Source organism: Mycolicibacterium sp. MU0053, from assembly GCF_963378095.1.
In the GTDB taxonomy this organism is placed as follows: domain Bacteria; phylum Actinomycetota; class Actinomycetes; order Mycobacteriales; family Mycobacteriaceae; genus Mycobacterium; species Mycobacterium burgundiense.
Genome location: NZ_OY726397.1, coordinates 2,302,721 through 2,317,771, shown reverse-complemented (window position 1 = coordinate 2,317,771; position 15,051 = coordinate 2,302,721). Strand labels below are relative to the sequence as shown.

The 15,051-nt window shown below is 69.1% G+C and carries 15 protein-coding genes; 6 read left to right on the top strand and 9 right to left on the bottom strand.

Annotated elements, in window-relative coordinates; translation table 11 throughout:
* Positions 1 to 59: 59 nt before the first annotated feature.
* Positions 60 to 863, top strand: a complete 804-nt coding sequence (locus RCP80_RS10650) for an NAD(P)H-binding protein (RefSeq protein ID WP_308482289.1) — start codon at positions 60 to 62, stop codon at positions 861 to 863.
* A 6-nt stretch (positions 864 to 869) separates the two neighbouring features.
* Here RCP80_RS10650 and RCP80_RS10645 read toward each other — a convergent pair whose 3' ends face one another.
* Together RCP80_RS10645 and metH are read right to left on the bottom strand one after the other, a co-directional pair.
* The gene (locus RCP80_RS10645; RefSeq protein ID WP_308482288.1) at positions 870 to 1,655 is read right to left on the bottom strand and encodes a hypothetical protein; all 786 of its coding nucleotides are present in this window, start codon (positions 1,653 to 1,655) and stop codon (positions 870 to 872) included.
* 111 nt (positions 1,656 to 1,766) lie between these two features.
* Entirely contained in the window at positions 1,767 to 5,531 is a 3,765-nt protein-coding gene (gene metH / locus RCP80_RS10640) for a methionine synthase (protein ID WP_308482287.1), read from the bottom strand.
* Positions 5,532 to 5,780: 249 nt separating this feature from the next.
* Here metH and RCP80_RS10635 point away from each other — a divergent pair, with 249 nt between their 5' ends.
* The gene (locus RCP80_RS10635) at positions 5,781 to 6,674 is read left to right on the top strand and encodes a PAC2 family protein (protein WP_308482286.1); all 894 of its coding nucleotides are present in this window, start codon (positions 5,781 to 5,783) and stop codon (positions 6,672 to 6,674) included.
* On the opposite strand, the gene mshC is transcribed toward RCP80_RS10635, so the two are convergent.
* Both mshC and RCP80_RS10625 read right to left on the bottom strand, forming a co-directional pair.
* Positions 6,671 to 7,909, bottom strand: coding sequence for a cysteine--1-D-myo-inosityl 2-amino-2-deoxy-alpha-D-glucopyranoside ligase (mshC, locus tag RCP80_RS10630; RefSeq protein ID WP_308482285.1), 1,239 nt, complete (start codon positions 7,907 to 7,909; stop codon positions 6,671 to 6,673). The genes RCP80_RS10635 and mshC overlap by 4 nt on opposite strands.
* 35 nt (positions 7,910 to 7,944) lie before the next feature.
* A complete protein-coding gene (locus RCP80_RS10625; RefSeq protein ID WP_308482284.1) occupies positions 7,945 to 8,733 on the bottom strand; it encodes a 3'(2'),5'-bisphosphate nucleotidase CysQ in 789 nt (262 codons plus the stop codon).
* Positions 8,734 to 8,799: 66 nt separating this feature from the next.
* Here RCP80_RS10625 and RCP80_RS10620 point away from each other — a divergent pair, with 66 nt between their 5' ends.
* Positions 8,800 to 9,243, top strand: a complete 444-nt coding sequence (locus tag RCP80_RS10620) for an META domain-containing protein (RefSeq protein WP_308482283.1) — start codon at positions 8,800 to 8,802, stop codon at positions 9,241 to 9,243.
* Between the two features lies 1 nt (position 9,244).
* Here the strand turns inward: RCP80_RS10620 and RCP80_RS10615 are convergent, their stop codons facing one another.
* From RCP80_RS10615 to RCP80_RS10595, 5 genes are read right to left on the bottom strand one after another with little or no spacing between them, the layout of a single operon-like run.
* Positions 9,245 to 10,060 (bottom strand): Rv2133c family protein, encoded by an 816-nt coding sequence (locus tag RCP80_RS10615; protein ID WP_308482282.1) that lies wholly within the window; start codon positions 10,058 to 10,060, stop codon positions 9,245 to 9,247.
* The gene (locus tag RCP80_RS10610; RefSeq protein WP_308482281.1) at positions 10,044 to 10,631 is read right to left on the bottom strand and encodes an Rv2134c family protein; all 588 of its coding nucleotides are present in this window, start codon (positions 10,629 to 10,631) and stop codon (positions 10,044 to 10,046) included. Before RCP80_RS10610 ends, RCP80_RS10615 begins: the two co-directional genes overlap by 17 nt.
* 40 nt (positions 10,632 to 10,671) lie before the next feature.
* Positions 10,672 to 11,373, bottom strand: a complete 702-nt coding sequence (locus RCP80_RS10605) for a histidine phosphatase family protein (protein WP_308482280.1) — start codon at positions 11,371 to 11,373, stop codon at positions 10,672 to 10,674.
* Positions 11,370 to 12,203 (bottom strand): undecaprenyl-diphosphate phosphatase, encoded by an 834-nt coding sequence (locus RCP80_RS10600; RefSeq protein ID WP_308482796.1) that lies wholly within the window; start codon positions 12,201 to 12,203, stop codon positions 11,370 to 11,372. The genes RCP80_RS10605 and RCP80_RS10600 overlap by 4 nt, the downstream gene beginning before the upstream one ends.
* A 50-nt stretch (positions 12,204 to 12,253) precedes the next feature.
* A complete protein-coding gene (locus RCP80_RS10595) occupies positions 12,254 to 12,559 on the bottom strand; it encodes a hypothetical protein (RefSeq protein ID WP_308482279.1) in 306 nt (101 codons plus the stop codon).
* Between the two features lie 86 nt (positions 12,560 to 12,645).
* On the opposite strand from RCP80_RS10595, the gene RCP80_RS10590 reads away from it, so the two are divergent.
* From RCP80_RS10590 to RCP80_RS10580, 3 genes are read left to right on the top strand one after another with little or no spacing between them, the layout of a single operon-like run.
* The gene (locus RCP80_RS10590; RefSeq protein ID WP_373693488.1) at positions 12,646 to 13,725 is read left to right on the top strand and encodes a YncE family protein; all 1,080 of its coding nucleotides are present in this window, start codon (positions 12,646 to 12,648) and stop codon (positions 13,723 to 13,725) included.
* Positions 13,722 to 13,982 carry a DUF5703 family protein gene (locus RCP80_RS10585; RefSeq protein WP_308482278.1) on the top strand — a complete coding sequence of 87 codons (261 nt, stop codon included), beginning with the start codon at positions 13,722 to 13,724 and terminating at the stop codon, positions 13,980 to 13,982. Before RCP80_RS10590 ends, RCP80_RS10585 begins: the two co-directional genes overlap by 4 nt.
* Complete coding sequence (locus RCP80_RS10580) at positions 13,983 to 15,047, top strand: quinone-dependent dihydroorotate dehydrogenase (protein WP_308482277.1); 1,065 nt, start codon at positions 13,983 to 13,985, stop codon at positions 15,045 to 15,047.
* Positions 15,048 to 15,051: the final 4 nt, after the last annotated feature.

Here is a 15,051-nt window from a genome sequence, read left to right as displayed (position 1 = left end):
TCGCCGGATGCGAAGTCGAAATCCTTGCGGTGTCGGTCTCCCCGATTACCGTGGAGGGCATGGCGATACTTGTGACCGGCGCCACCGGCAACATCGGGCGCCGCGTCGTGGACCATTTGATTGAGCTGGGCGCCAAAGATATCCGGGCGTTGACCAAAAACCCCCGCAAGGCGGGTCTGCCCGACACGGTGACGACGATCACCGGTTATCTCGGTGCGCCCGAATCGCTGCCGGCCGCACTCGAGGGCGTGGAACGAATGTATCTGGCGCCGCTGCCGGCCACGCTGGACGCCACACTGGACATGGTCAGGAGCGCGAAGGTGGACTACGTGGTGGCCCTGTCCGGTGCCGGCGACTGGCAGGAACACGCCGACAAGATCACGGCGTCGGGGCTGGCGCACACCCAGCTCGGGCCGGGCGAGTTCACTGACAACTTCACCATCTGGGCCGACCAGATCCGGACCACCGGCACGGTGCGCGACCCCTATCCGTCGGTGGTCGAGGCGCCGATCTCGATGGACGACATCGCCCGAGTGGCGGCGACACTGCTGGTCGACCCCCGCGACGCGCACCACGGGAAGGTGTATCCGATCACCGGGCCGGTGGCGCTGAACCGCGCGCAGATCGCCGAGCAGGTCGGTGTCGGTATCGGGGTCGACGTCACGTGCGAGCAGTGCAGCCGCGCCGACGGTGAGGCGGTGTTGCGTCCGGCCATGGGTGAGTACGCGCGCTGGTATCTCGACGAGATCGCGAAGGGCAGCGACCGACCGCAGCAGGCCAACGCCCTGGTAGCCGAGCTGACCGGCACGCCGGCCGAGTCGGTGGCCCAGTGGGCGGCGCGCAATGCCGAACTGTTTGCCTGACACGCATCACTGTCTCGACAGTTCTCGCACCCGCGCCTTGAGGTCTTTCAGAGTTTGGGCGGCCTCGCGGCTGCGCTGCTCCGCCTGGTCGTGGCGGCTGGTGATGGCGGCGAGTTCAGCCTCCGCGACGGGGAGTTGCTTGCGTAACGCGTCGAGGTAGTGCTCGGCTTCCCTGAGCTCGTCGCGGAGACGAGACGCCGCTCGTTCGGCCTCCGTGTGTGCGCGTTTGGCGTCGGCGAGCGCAATCTTGGCCCCGAGGCAGGCATCCGCCGCCGCCTCCTCCGGCGTGGTGTCCGGGATGGCACTTTCGGCCTCAGCCACCTCACCCACCAGGAACTCGCCGAAACCCGACCAGCGCAGCGGCTTGCTCAGCCGGCCCAGCTGGGCGGCGAGTTCCGCGTCGGCGATGGCGGCGTGCAATGTGCCCGCCACGTCGTCGAGCAGGGCCTCCGACGGCCGCGGCAGCTCGGCGGCGTCGAATCCAGCCCGCACGAGCTCGTTGACCAGTCCGCGCTGTTCGGTGGACAGCCGCCGAATGGCCGCACCGTCCATCTCGGTGTGCGCGGTGCGCAGTCGCTCGCCGAGGTCGGTGAGGGCCCGTCGGGCATCGGGATTGGTGTGGACCAGCCGATTGACCACCCACGCGGCAACGGTGGGTTTTCGGGCCGCGCGGATCAGCCTGGCGCGGTCCGGTTCGCCGCGGGCCTTCGCGGCCGCCGCCAGCTCGTTGCGCAGCGCGACGAAATCTTCCGGCCGGCCCGCGTAGAGGGCGTCCAACTCGTCCTCGAACATGGCTGCATTGTGCACCGGTGGCGCCGCCGGCGTGCGCAACGATCCACAGCTGTCCGGCCGGGCGCCAACGATATCGCACACCGACGGTCCGCGCTGCGCTCGGATGCGGGGTCAGTCCTCCGGGTTGTAGCCCAGATTGGGCGCCAGCCAGCGCTCGGCCTCCTGCAGCGTCCAGCCCTTGCGCCGCGCGTAGTCGGCGACCTGGTCCTGCGCCAGCCTGCCGACCACGAAGTACTGCGACTGCGGGTGCGAGAAGTACCAGCCGCTGACCGCGGCACCGGGCCACATCGCCATCGAGTCGGTCAACTCGATGCCGGTGCGCTCGGTGACGTCCAGCAACTCGAACAGGGTGGCCTTCTCGGTGTGCTCGGGGCAGGCCGGGTAGCCCGGCGCCGGTCGGATTCCCACGTACTTCTCGCCGATGAGGGCCTCGTTGTCGAGTTGCTCGTCGGGCTGGTAGCCCCAGAACTCCTTGCGGACCCGTTGGTGCAGCCGTTCGGCGAAGGCCTCTGCCAACCGGTCGGCGAGCGACTCCAGCAGGATCGCGCTGTAGTCGTCGAGGTCTGCCTTGAACTCCATGATCTTGTCCTGGCTGCCCAGGCCCGCGGTGACGGCGAAGGCGCCGACGAAGTCGGCGGCCCCGGTTTCTTTCGGGGCGATGAAATCGCCCAGTGACCGGTTCGGGATGCCCGCGCGGTGCTCGCCCTGCTGGCGCAGGTTGTGCAGCGTGGTCAACACCGTGGTCCGGGTCTCGTCGGTGTAGACCTCGACGTCGTCACCCACCGCATTCGCCGGGAAGAACCCGATCACCCCGTTGGCGGTCAGCCACTTCTCCTTGATCAGGGTGTCGAGCATCTCCTGAGCGTCGTCGTACAGCTTGCGGGCGGTCTCACCCGAAGCCGGATTATTGAGGATGTCGGGGAAGCGGCCCTTCATCTCCCAGGCGTTGAAGAACGGCTGCCAGTCGATGACTTCGCGCAACTCGGCGAGGTCGTAATCGAGAAACTCCCGCACCCCGACGCCCTGGGCGGGCACCGGCGGGGTGTAGCCGCCCCACTCGATCGGTGTCCGGTTCGCGCGGGCCTTCTCCAGCGTCAGCATCGGCCGCTCGTTCTTCTGGGCGTGCCGTTCCCGCAGCGATGCGTAGTCCTTCTCGGTGGCCTCCAGCAGCGCCGGACGCTGCTTGTCGTCGAGCAATGCGGCCGCCACCGGAACCGAGCGGGACGCGTCCTTGACCCAGACCACCGCGCCGCTGCGACGCGGGGAGATTTTCACGGCGGTGTGCGCGCGCGACGTCGTCGCGCCGCCGATCAGCAGCGGGATCTGCAGGCCTTCGCGTTCCATCTCGACAGCGAAGTTGACCATCTCGTCCAGCGACGGGGTGATCAGACCGCTCAACCCGATGATGTCGGCCTGGTGCTCCTTGGCCGCGTCCAGGATCTTCTTCGCGGGCACCATCACCCCGAGGTCGATCACCTCGAAGTTGTTGCACTGCAGGACGACTCCGACGATGTTCTTGCCGATGTCGTGGACGTCGCCCTTGACCGTCGCCATGATGATGGTGCCGTTGGTGTCCTTGACCGAGGACGTGCCGTTGGCTTCCTTCTCCGCCTCGATGAACGGCAGCAGGTAGGCGACGGCCTTCTTCATCACCCGGGCCGACTTGACCACCTGGGGCAGGAACATCTTGCCGGCGCCGAACAGGTCCCCGACGACGTTCATACCGTCCATCAGTGGGCCCTCGATCACCTCGATGGGACGGCCGCCGGCGGTCTCGATCTCGGCGCGTAGCTCCTCGGTGTCCTCCTCGGCGTGCGCGTCGATGCCCTTGACCAGCGCGTGCGTGATCCGTTCGCGGACTGGCAGGGATCGCCACTCGGCGGCCGCGGGATCTTCGGGCTTGTCGTTGCTATTGAATCGCTCGGCGATCTCCAGCAGCCGCTCGGCCGCATCCTCGCGCCGGTTCAGCACGACGTCCTCGATGCGCTCCCGCAGCTCGGCGTCGATCGAGTCGTAGGGCACCAGCGCACCGGCGTTGACGATGCCCATGCTCAGGCCGGCCTTGATGGCGTGGAACAGGAACACCGCGTGGATCGCCTCGCGGACCGGGTTGTTGCCCCGGAACGAGAACGACACGTTCGAGATACCGCCGGAGATGTGCACCCCGGGCAGGTTCTCCTTGATCCAGGCGCAGGCCTCAATGAAGTCGATGCCGTAGGTCGCGTGCTCCTCGATCCCGGTGGCCAGCGCGAAGCAGTTCGGGTCGAAGATGATGTCTTCGGCCGGGAAGCCGACCTGCTCGGTCAGGATCCGGTAGGCGCGGCCGCAGATCTCCTTGCGGCGCTCCAGGTTGTCGGCCTGGCCCTGCTCGTCGAAGGCCATGACGACGACGGCTGCGCCGAACTTGCGGCACAGCTGCGCCTCCCGGATGAACTTCTCCTCGCCCTCCTTCATGGAGATCGAGTTCACGATCGGCTTGCCCTGCACGTTCTTCAGGCCCGCCTCGATGACCTCCCACTTGGACGAGTCGATCATCACCGGGACCCGGCTGATGTCCGGCTCGGACGCGATCAGCTTGGTGAAGCGGTCCATCGCGGCGACGCCGTCGATCATCCCCTCGTCCATGTTGATGTCGATGATCTGCGCACCGACCTCGACCTGCTGCAGAGCGACCGACACCGCGGTGTCGTAGTCCTCGGCCTTGATCAGGTTCCGGAACCGCGCCGAGCCGGTGATGTTGGTGCGTTCACCGATGTTGACGAACAGCGAGTTGTCGTCGATGTTGAGCGGCTCCAGACCTGACAACCGGGTGGCCACCGGGATCTCGGGCACCTGACGCGGCGGCTTGCCTTCGACCACCTTCGCGATTTCGGCGATGTGCGCCGGCGTCGTTCCGCAGCAGCCGCCGACCAGGTTGACAAAGCCCGCGTCGGCGAAGTCGGCGAGGTACGCGGCCTGACGTTGCGGAGTCTCGTCGTATTCGGCGAAGGCGTTGGGCAGGCCCGCGTTCGGGTAGCAGGACACGAAAGTATCTGCGATGCGCGAGATCTCGGCGATGTACGGCCGCATCTCGGGTGCGCCCAGGGCGCAGTTGAGTCCGACGGCCAGCGGCTTGGCGTGCCTGATCGAGTTCCAGAACGCCTCGGTGACCTGGCCGGACAGCGTCCGCCCGGACGCATCGGTGATGGTGCCGGAGATGATCACCGGCCAGCGGCGTCCCCGCTCCTCGAACAGCGTCTCGATGGCGAACACCGCCGCTTTGGCGTTCAGGGTGTCGAAGATCGTCTCGACGAGGATGATGTCGGCACCGCCATCGACCAGGCCGTTGGCGGCCTCGAGGTAGGCGGCGACCAACTTGTCATAGGAGATGTTGCGGGCGCCCGGATCGTTGACATCCGGCGAGATCGACGCGGTCCGCGTCGTCGGCCCCAGGACCCCGGCGACATAGCGGGGCCGCTCCGGAGTACTGAACTCGTCGCACGCCGCCCGGGCCAGCGCTGCGCCGACGTGATTCAGCTCGTAGCTCAACTCGGCCATGCCGTAGTCCGACAACGAGATCGCGGTGGCGTTGAACGTGTTGGTTTCCAGGATGTCGGCGCCGACTTCGAGATACTCGCGGTGGATCGCCTCGATGATCTGCGGCTGCGTCAGGTTGAGCAGGTCGTTGTTGCCCTGCAGGTCGCTGGGCCAATCCTGGAACCGTTCGCCGCGGTAGCCGGCCTCGTCGGGCCGGTCGCGCTGGATGGCGGTGCCCATGGCCCCGTCGATGACCATGATCCGCTGGCGCAGTGCCGCCGTGAGTTCCTCGGTGCAGTCGGGACGAGTGTTCGGCTGCACCGTGGTGGACTCAGATGTCTGCTGCTCAGTGGTATTCACACAACATCCTTCCGTTACGGAAGGCGTCCTTGACTCTGCCGAGCGTGGCGGATATCAAGGTGCCAGGCCCCGATTAACCGTTGCAACGCCTCTCGGCAGAAAAAGTCTACGTGGTCACCCGGTCCTCGTCTGAACACCCCACGCCCCGGGAGTCGTTTTCGCGGCGGTCACCTCGACGGATCGGTGCCATTCCCCCGCGGCCTGCGCGCGCCCGCACTCAGCACGCACCCAACGTCGTACGCTGGGTAAGTGACCTCGCCGGATTCCCGCAGAGCTGATCTGCCCGAACTCCACAAGACCATCATTGTGGCGGCCTTTGAAGGCTGGAACGATGCCGGCGACGCCGCCAGCGATGCCGTCGAGCATCTGGATGCGATCTGGGAAGCCGCCAAGATCATGGACATCGACGACGAGTCCTACTACGACTATCAGGTCAATCGCCCGGTGATCCGCCAATTGGACGGCGTGACCAGGGAGTTGGTCTGGCCCTCGATGCGGATCTCGCACTGCCGCCCACCCGGCAGCGACCGCGACATCGTGTTGATGCACGGCGTCGAACCCAACATGCGCTGGCGCTCGTTCTGCGCGGAACTGCTGGCCATCGCCGAGAAGCTGGACGTCGACACCGTGGTGATCCTGGGCGCGTTGCTCGCCGATACCCCACACAGTCGGCCGGTCCCGGTGTCCGGGGCGGCCTATTCGTCGGACTCCGCGGAGTACTTCGGTCTCGAGGAGACCCGCTACGAGGGGCCGACCGGGATCGCCGGGGTGTTCCAGGACGCGTGCGTGGCCGCCGGCATCCCCGCGGTGACGTTCTGGGCCGCGGTCCCCCACTATGTGTCGCACCCGCCGAATCCGAAGGCCACCGTGGCGCTGCTGCGCCGGGTCGAAGATGTGCTCGACATCGAGGTGCCGCTGGCGGATCTGCCGCAGCAGGCCGAGGAGTGGGAGCAGGCGGTCACCGAGATGACCTCCGAGGACGACGAGGTCGCCGAGTACGTCGCATCCCTGGAGGAGCGCGGCGACGCCGAGGTCGACATGAACGAGGCGCTGGGCAAGATCGACGGCGACGCGCTGGCCGCCGAGTTCGAGCGGTACCTGCGTCGGCGCGGTCCCGGCGGCAGTCCGGGGTTCGGACGCTAGAGGGCGATCCCGAGCAGCGCGTCGACGGCGGCGGCCACCAGTTTCGGCGCCTGCTCGTCGTGCCCGCCGTACTCGAGCGCGTCGGTACACCAGCCGTCAAGAGCGGCAAGCGCTTTGGGGGTGTCCAGATCGTCGGCGAGGTAGCGGCGCACCCGGGCCAGCACATCGGCGGCGGCCGGACCGGCCGGGAGCGCGACCGCGGCCCGCCAGCGCGCCAGCCGCTGCTGCGCATCGGTGAGCACCCGCGGACTCCAGGACCGGTCGGCGCGGTAGTGCCCCTCGAACAACCCGAGCCGGATGGCCCCCGGATCCACCCCGTCGGAGCGCAGCCCCGACACCAGCACCAGGTTGCCGAGGCTCTTGGACATCTTATGGCCGTCCCAGCCAATCATCCCCGCGTGCACGTAGTGCCGGGCGAAACGGCGCTGTGCGGTCACGGATTCGGCGTGCGCGGCCGAGAACTCGTGGTGCGGGAAGATCAGGTCGCTGCCGCCGCCCTGGACGTCGAAACCCATGCCGAGCCGGGTCAGCGCGATCGCCGAACATTCGATGTGCCAGCCGGGGCGCCCCGGACCGAACGGCGAATCCCAGCTGGGCTCGCCCTCGCGGGCGGCCTGCCACACCAGCGCATCGAGCGGGTCGGCCTTGCCGGGCCGGTCGGGATCGCCGCCGCGTTCGGCGAACAGGGCGCGCATGGTGTCCTGGTCGTAGCCGGATTCGTAGCCGAACTGCGCGGTCGCGTCGGCCCGGAAGTACACGTCCGGGAACTCGGCGTCGTCGACCACATAGGCCGCGCCGGAGGCCAGCATCTTCTCGACGAGTTCGATGACCTCGTCGATCGCGTCGGTGGCGGCCACGTAGTCGCGCGGCGGCAGCACCCGCAGCGCGCTCATGTCCTCGCGGAACAGCTGGGTCTCGCGCTCGCCGAGGTCGCGCCAGTGCACGCCGTCGCGGGCCGCGCGCTCGAACAGCGGATCATCGATGTCGGTGATGTTCTGGACGTAGTGCACTTGATGCCCGGAGTCCAGCCACATCCGATGGATGAGGTCGAACGCCAGGTAGGTCGCCGCGTGCCCCAGATGCGTCGCGTCGTACGGGGTGATCCCGCACACGTACATGGTGGCAGTGGGCCCCGGCGAGACCGGACGGACCTGCCGGTCCGCACTGTCGTAGAGCCGCAACTGCGGTGCCTGCCCAGGCAACTCCGGAACTGAAGCCCCCGACCACGATTGCATAGCCTCGAACTCTATTCGGGCTCCGCCGGCGCTCATCAACTGGCCGACCGGATCGCGCCGAGGAGCACGTCAGCGAGCTCGGCCCGACACATCAACAGATCCGGCAGATACGGATCGGGCCGGTTGTAGAGCATCGGGGATCCGTCGAGCCGGGAGGCGTGCATACCCGCCGCCTGGATGACCCCGCCCGGTGCGGCCGAGTCCCACTCCCACTGGCCCCCGGCGTGGATGTAGGCGTCGACGTCGCCCCGGACCACCGCCATGGCCTTGGCGCCGGCCGATCCGATCCGAACCAGCTCGAAGTCCACGTACTGGGACATCCGGTACAGCACGGCCGGTGGTCGGTTGGCGCTGGCCGTGATGCGGATCGGCGCGCCGGGATCGCGCCGGGGCGCGGCCTGCACGGTGTCGGAGCGGAACACCTCACCGGTGGCGGGCAGGGCCACCACGGCGTCGGTGATGCGGCCGTCGGGACCGCCGACGCGTTGCCACAGCGCGATGTGCACGGCCCAGTCCGGCCGGTGCGGGGTGGAGAATTCGCGGGTGCCGTCGACCGGGTCGATGATCCAGACCCGGTCGGACTGCAGTCGGCGCAGATTGTCGGGGGCCTCTTCGGAGAGCACCGCGTCGTTGGGGCGTTCGGCGGCCAGCCGCCGCATCAGCAGGGTGTTGGCGCGGCTGTCACCGGCGTCGCCGAGCATCCAGGGATAGTCGAACCCCACCTCTTCGCGCACCGCCAGCAGCAGCTTGCCGGCGTCGACAGCGAGGTCGGCGGCAAGGGCGGCATCCGTCTGATTCGTGCTGCTGCCGGCTGCCACTGTCACCGTGTCAGTATCCGCGATGAGTGTGGTGGCGCTGAGCTGGGGTTGGGCTGTCGGTAAATTCGGCACATGCGTACAACAGCGAAGTCGGCCGCGATCATCCTGACCGCCGCCGCGGCGCTGGTGGCCTGCGCAAACGAGCAGCCGACCCGCACCCTGACGGGGACCAGCTGGCAGCTGGTGTCGATCCAGTCGATGGCCGACCAGCAGCCCACCTCGGTGCCCGATCCCAGCAAGTTCACCGTGGCATTCGGCGCCGACGGGCGGGCGTCCTTCCAGCTCGACTGCAACCGGGGCACCAGCCCGTATACCGCCGAGCCCAGCGCCGACGGCACCTCGGGGTCGCTGACGTTCGGCCCGATCGCCGTCACCGAGATGTTCTGCGCGCAACCGTCGATGGACGAGCAGGTGACCACGTCGCTGCAGTTCGTGCGGACCTACCTGGTCACCGACGACGAGCTGCACCTGTCCAAGCTGGCCGACGGCGGAATCCTGACCTGGCGACCGGCCTGAGTCAGAAGGCCGGCCAGGGAATCGGCCGCGAGCGGTGCGGCGAGGGCATCACCGGGTCGTCGAGCACCTCGCGGATCCGGGTCCGCAGCGCCGCGATTTCCGCGCCGGTGACCAGCGGGGCCAGCTGCTCGGCGAGCGCACCGTCGAGGTCGCGCTGCAGACCGCTGACCGCCTCGAGGACGGCGTCGTCGATGGGTTTGCCCGCCCAGCCCCACAGCACCGTGCGCAGCTTGTCCTCGGTGTGCAGGCACAGGCCGTGGTCGACGCCGTAGACCTGACCGTCGATGCCGGACAGGATGTGGCCGCCCTTGCGGTCGGCGTTGTTGACCAGGATGTCGAAGACCGCCATTCGGGCCAGGCGTGGGTCATCGGCGTGGATCAGCAGCACCTCGGCGCCGGCGTAGTCCTGGGCGCGCAGCACCGGGAGGTAGCCCGCGGGCAGCTGATCGGCCGGGCACAGGTCGACCAGGTCCAGCTCGGACTCGGACTCGGTGTCGGGCTCGGGCTCGGGCTGGTCCACCCACCGTTGCACCATTCCCTCACCGGCCGGACCGGATCGAATGATGGTGTGCGGCACAATGTCCCAGCCGAGCGCCGCCGAGATCAGAAACGTTCCCAACTCGCGTCCGGCCAGCGTGCCGTCGGGGAAATCCCACAGCGGCTGTTCGCCGGCGACCGGTTTGTACACGCAGTGCGTCCGGTGCCCGTCCAGCTCGGCCTCACACAGGAAGGTGGCGTTGCTCGCCGAACGGATCCTGCCGAGGACCGTCAGCTCTCCGTGCTGCAGGACTTCCGCGGGCTCACGGTTGGGGGTCATCATCAGACCCGAAGAGTTCGGCGCGCCGGTAGCCGTTGGTGCGGACACAGATGTGGCCCTCGGGATCCAGCGGCTCGTCGCACAGCGGGCACGGCGGCCGACCCGCCGAGATCACCCGCTGGGACCGGTTGGCGAACTGCCGCGCCGACTGCGGACTCAGGAACACCCGGACCGCGTCCGGGCCCTCCTCGGCGTCGTCGAGCACCACCGAGGCGTCGAACTCGGAGTCGGTGACCGCGAGCAACTCCACCACCACGGTCTGGGCCTCGGAGTCCCAGCCCAGGCCCATGGTGCCGACCCGGAATTCGGCGTCCACCGGCATCACCAGCGGGCTGAGGTCCTCCACCTCCGCGGTCTCCGGCGGCAGCGGCGTCCCGAACCGCCGGTTGACCTCGACCAGCAGCGCGCTGATCCGGTCGGCGAGGACCTCCACCTGCTGCTTCTCGATCATCACCGAGACCACGCGGTTGTCGTGGACCGCCTGCAGGTAGAACGTCCGGTTTCCGGGTTCACCGACCGTCCCGGCCACAAAGCGGTCGGGCGTGCGGAAAACATGAATTGCTCGGGCCATGGCCCCTCCAAAATACCGGCTGCCACCGGCGGGTCAGGTTTCAGTCCGTGGAGCCGCCGACGACAGCGTCCCCTGCCGCGGGGTTCTCACCGTTGGTTTCGGCCGCGGGCGGGGCGCTCAGGACGCTGGCCAGCGCCGGTCCGGTGTGGTTGACGTGGACCACGAACGGGCGCAGCGCGGTGTAGCGGATGACGCTGCACGAGGCCGGGTCGGCCGTGATGCGCTGGAAGCCGTCCAGGTGCAGGCCGAGCGCGTCGGCCACCACGGCCTTGATCACGTCCCCGTGGGTGCATGCCACCCACAGCGCGTCGCCGCCGTGCTGCTCGGCCAGCAGCCGATCGTGTTCGCGGATCGCGGACACCGCGCGGGCCTGTACCTCGGCCAAGCCCTCACCGTCGGGAAAGATCGCGGCGCTGGGCTGCTGCTGGACCACCTTCCACAGCGGCTCCTTCACCAACTCGCCGATGGCCCGGCCGGTCCAGGCGCCGTAATCGACCTCGCTGATCCGCTCGTCGACGGTCGGGTCCAGCGCCAGTGCGGCCGCCAACGGCTCCAGGGTGCGTTCGCAGCGCAGCATCGGGGACCGCACCAACGCCTTGATCGGCAGCGTCGCCAACCGATCGACCAGGGCCGCGGCCTGTTCGCGGCCGCGGTCATCGAGGTCGACGCCGGCGCTGCGGCCCGCCAGGGTGTGCGCGGTATTGGAGGTCGAGCGGCCGTGCCGCAGCAGGATTACGGTCATGTCGCGCTCATCACTCCAGTTCCGAGAAGGACCAACAACGCCGCGCCCAGCACCAGGCGGTAGCCGACGAACCAATACATGCTGTGACGGGCCAGGAAGCGCAACAGCCACGCGACCGCCGCCAATCCCACCACGAAGGCGATCAGCACGGACACCAGCAGTTGCGGACCTGTCGCGCTCATCCCGGCGCTGACCGGAGCGAACGCGTCCGGCAGCGAGAACAGCCCGGAGGCGAATACCGCGGGAATGGCCAGCAGGAAACCGAACCGGGCCGCCAGTGCCCGGTCCAGGCCCAGGAACAGGCCCGCGCTGATGGTGGCGCCGGACCGCGATACCCCGGGGACCAGCGCCAGGCACTGCGCGAGGCCGACGATGACCGCGTCGCGCCAGGTCAGCTGCTCCATGTGGCGGGTCTGGCGCCCCACGTACTCCGCGACGGCGATGACCACGGAGAAGACGATGAGCGCGGTGGCGACCAGCCACAGATTGCGGGCGCCGGTGCGGATCTCATCCTTGAACGCCAACCCGAGCACGCAGATCGGGATGGTGCCGATGATGACGAACCAGCCCATCCGGTAATCGAGGTTGTCGCGGCGGGTCCGGTCGAAGATCCCGGTGAACCAGGCCCGCACGATCCGGTTGATGTCCCGGGCGAAGTACAACAGCACCGCAGCCTCGGTGCCCAGCTGCGTGACCGCGGTGAACGAGGCACCGGCGTCGTCGGAGAAGAACAGCCGCGAGGTGATCGCCAGATGGCCCGACGACGACACCGGCAGAAACTCCGTCAGTCCCTGCACGATGGACAGCACCACCACCTGCAGCCAGGACATCGCCGCCACTTCCACGCCGACGACCGTACGTGACGAGTCGCCCGAGGCGCTCAGCGCGCCGGGCCGGCCGTCGCCTCGGCGACCGCGTCGCGTACCGCCGCGATCAGGCTGCGTTCGTCGGTCAGGTCGATGTCCTTGCAGTTGCGGGTGAGCGAGGCCACCACGTCTTCGTCCTGCGGCACCGGGCCGACCAGGCGCGGCCGGTAGACCTCGACGACCAGATCCTGGCGGTCACGCACGTTGAACGCGAAGGGCCGGCCGTCGCCGAGCGCGCCGAACCCGCTGGCGTGCAGCCCGGTGGCGATGACCTCGACGACGAACTCCCCGTCGGGTCCGGGGTCTGCGGTCCACGACATGCGCCGACCATACCGCCGGGCCCGGCCGGGTCGACGACCCCGGCGGATAGAGTCGGTGCCCGATGCCCCACCAGCGAAAGTTGCCCGTGTCGTTTCCCAGCTCCGCCCCCAGCAAACCGCCGGTCCGGCGCCGGGCCGCCGCGGTGATCACCGCGCTGGCGTTGCTGGGCGGCGTTTCGTGCTCGCAGGATGCGGTCGAGGTGGCCCCGCCGACCATCCCGCCGGCCTCCCCCGCGGTGTCGCCGCCGGCGGTGAACCCGCCCGCGGGCGTCGTGCGGCCGCTGGCGGGAACGCCGCAGGCCGCGACCTTCGATGCGGTCGGCGCCGCACTCGTGGTGCTGAGCCCCGGACCTGAACCCGCGGCCCCGGCCGTCCTCACGGTGTTCGGCGGCGGCAGCGGGCCCGGCCGGGTCATCGAACTGCCCGGGCCGGCGACCGCGCTGGCCGGCAACGGCGAGGGGCAGGTGTACCTGTCGACCCGCGGTGGCTACTTCATCGTGGATATCGGCGCTGCGGATCGGTCGGCGACGACGGCCCGCGTCGAGGTGGGCGATCAGTCCGAGACCGACTTCACCGCGATCGCGCGGCGCGCCGACGGCCGCATGGTGCTCGGCAGCGCCGACGGCGCGATCTTCATCCTGGACCCGACCACGGGTTCGGTGGCGACCGTGAGCCATCAGCGGAAGATCTTCGCGCGGGTGGATTCCATTGTCACCGCGGGCGATACCGCCGTGGTGTTGGATCGGGGACAGACCTCGGTGACCGCGATCAACGCCGACGGCGAGGCCGCCCAGGCGCTGCGGGCCGGCGACGGCGCCACCACGATCGTCGCCGATCCGGTGGGCCGGATCCTGGTCGCCGACACCCGCGGCGAGGAACTGCTGGTGTTCTCGGCGAACCCGCTGATCATGCGGCAGCGTTATCCGGTGGCCTCCGCGCCGTACGGCCTGGCCGGGTCGGCGCAGCTGGCGTGGGTGTCGCAGACGGCGGCCAACTCCGTGGTTGGTTACGATCTGTCCACCGGTATTCCCGTCGAGAAGGTCCGCTATCCGACCGTGCAGCAACCGAACAGCCTGGGCTACGACCCCGCGACCGACACCCTGTACGTGGTGTCGGGGTCGGGCGCCGGGGTTCAGGTGATCGGCGACGCGACGGGTTCGCGTTGACCCGCCGGTCCGCCCGCACCCGACTTCCAGTGGGGTGGGACGTCGACCTGTCCGATGAGTACGAATGGGTTCCGCTGCGGCTGCCGCCCGATGTCACCCGGCTGACGGCCTCGACCCGGCTGTCGATCGAGGCCGAGTATCGCGGTTGGGAGCTGTCCAAGGTGCGCCTGTACAGCGACGGTAGCCGTCGGGTTTTGTTGCGCCGCAAGAAGTCCCGCGTGCTCAACCCGCACGCCGATCCGATCCCGGAGCTGTAGGTGTACCAGACGCTACGCCGCGGCCTGTTCGCGGTGCCCGCCGAACGCATCCACACGGTGGTGTTCGCCGCGTTGCGCTCGGCCACCGCGCTGGGGCCCGCGCGCCGGCGACTGCACGCCATGCTCGCGCCCACCGACCCGATCCTGGCCAGCACCGTCTTCGGCGTCCGGTTTCCGGGACCGCTGGGGCTGGCCGCCGGTTTCGACAAGAACGGCCGCGGTCTGCACACCTGGGGCGCGCTCGGGTTCGGCTATGCCGAGGTGGGCACCGTCACCGCGCAGGCCCAACCCGGCAATCCGCAGCCGCGGCTGTTCCGGCTGCCCGCGGACCGGGGCCTGCTCAACCGGTTGGGCTTCAACAACCACGGCGCGGGCGAGTTGGCACTGCAGTTGGCCCGGCACCGTCCGGACGTGCCGATCGGTGTCAACATCGGCAAGAGCAAGGTGACGCCGCCGGAGCAGGCGGTCGACGACTATCGGGCCAGCGCCCGCCTGCTGGGCTCGCTGGCCGCCTACCTGGTGGTGAACGTGAGCTCGCCGAACACCCCGGGCCTGCGGGATCTGCAGGCGGTGGAGACGCTGCGGCCCATCCTCGCCGCGGTGTTGGCCGAGACCACCACCCCGGTGCTGGTGAAGATCGCGCCGGATCTGTCCGACTCCGATATCGACGACATCGCCGACCTGGCACTGGAATTGGGGTTGGCGGGCATCGTCGCCACCAACACCACGGTGTCGCGCGCGGGGCTGCGCACCCCGGGCGTGGACGAGTTGGGTGCCGGCGGGGTCTCCGGACCACCGGTGGCCGCCCGCTCGCTGGAGGTGCTGCGGCGGCTGTACGCCCGGGTGGGAAAGCGGTTGGTGCTGATCAGCGTCGGAGGCATCGAGACCCCCGACGACGCGTGGGAACGCATCACGGCCGGGGCCACCCTGCTGCAGGGCTACACCGGCTTCATCTACGGCGGCGGCAGGTGGGCCAAGAACATTCACGACGGCCTGGCACAGCGTTTGCGGGCGGGCGGCTTCGCCTCGCTGAGCGACGCGGTGGGCTCGGCGAGCCGCGGTTGAGGTG

Bases quoted from the DNA above. Each gene is read 5' to 3' on its own strand.
- RCP80_RS10605 (WP_308482280.1), bottom strand. From the start codon at position 11,373: ATGACCGTAATCCTGCTGCGGCACGGCCGCTCGACCTCCAATACCGCG.
- RCP80_RS10600 (WP_308482796.1), bottom strand. From the start codon at position 12,203: ATGTCCTGGCTGCAGGTGGTGGTGCTGTCCATCGTGCAGGGACTGACG.
- mshC (WP_308482285.1), bottom strand. From the start codon at position 7,909: ATGCAATCGTGGTCGGGGGCTTCAGTTCCGGAGTTGCCTGGGCAGGCA.
- RCP80_RS10595 (WP_308482279.1), bottom strand. From the start codon at position 12,559: ATGTCGTGGACCGCAGACCCCGGACCCGACGGGGAGTTCGTCGTCGAG.
- RCP80_RS10650 (WP_308482289.1), top strand. From the start codon at position 60: ATGGCGATACTTGTGACCGGCGCCACCGGCAACATCGGGCGCCGCGTC.
- RCP80_RS10645 (WP_308482288.1), bottom strand. From the start codon at position 1,655: ATGTTCGAGGACGAGTTGGACGCCCTCTACGCGGGCCGGCCGGAAGAT.
- RCP80_RS10615 (WP_308482282.1), bottom strand. From the start codon at position 10,060: ATGACCCCCAACCGTGAGCCCGCGGAAGTCCTGCAGCACGGAGAGCTG.
- RCP80_RS10610 (WP_308482281.1), bottom strand. From the start codon at position 10,631: ATGGCCCGAGCAATTCATGTTTTCCGCACGCCCGACCGCTTTGTGGCC.
- RCP80_RS10620 (WP_308482283.1), top strand. From the start codon at position 8,800: ATGCGTACAACAGCGAAGTCGGCCGCGATCATCCTGACCGCCGCCGCG.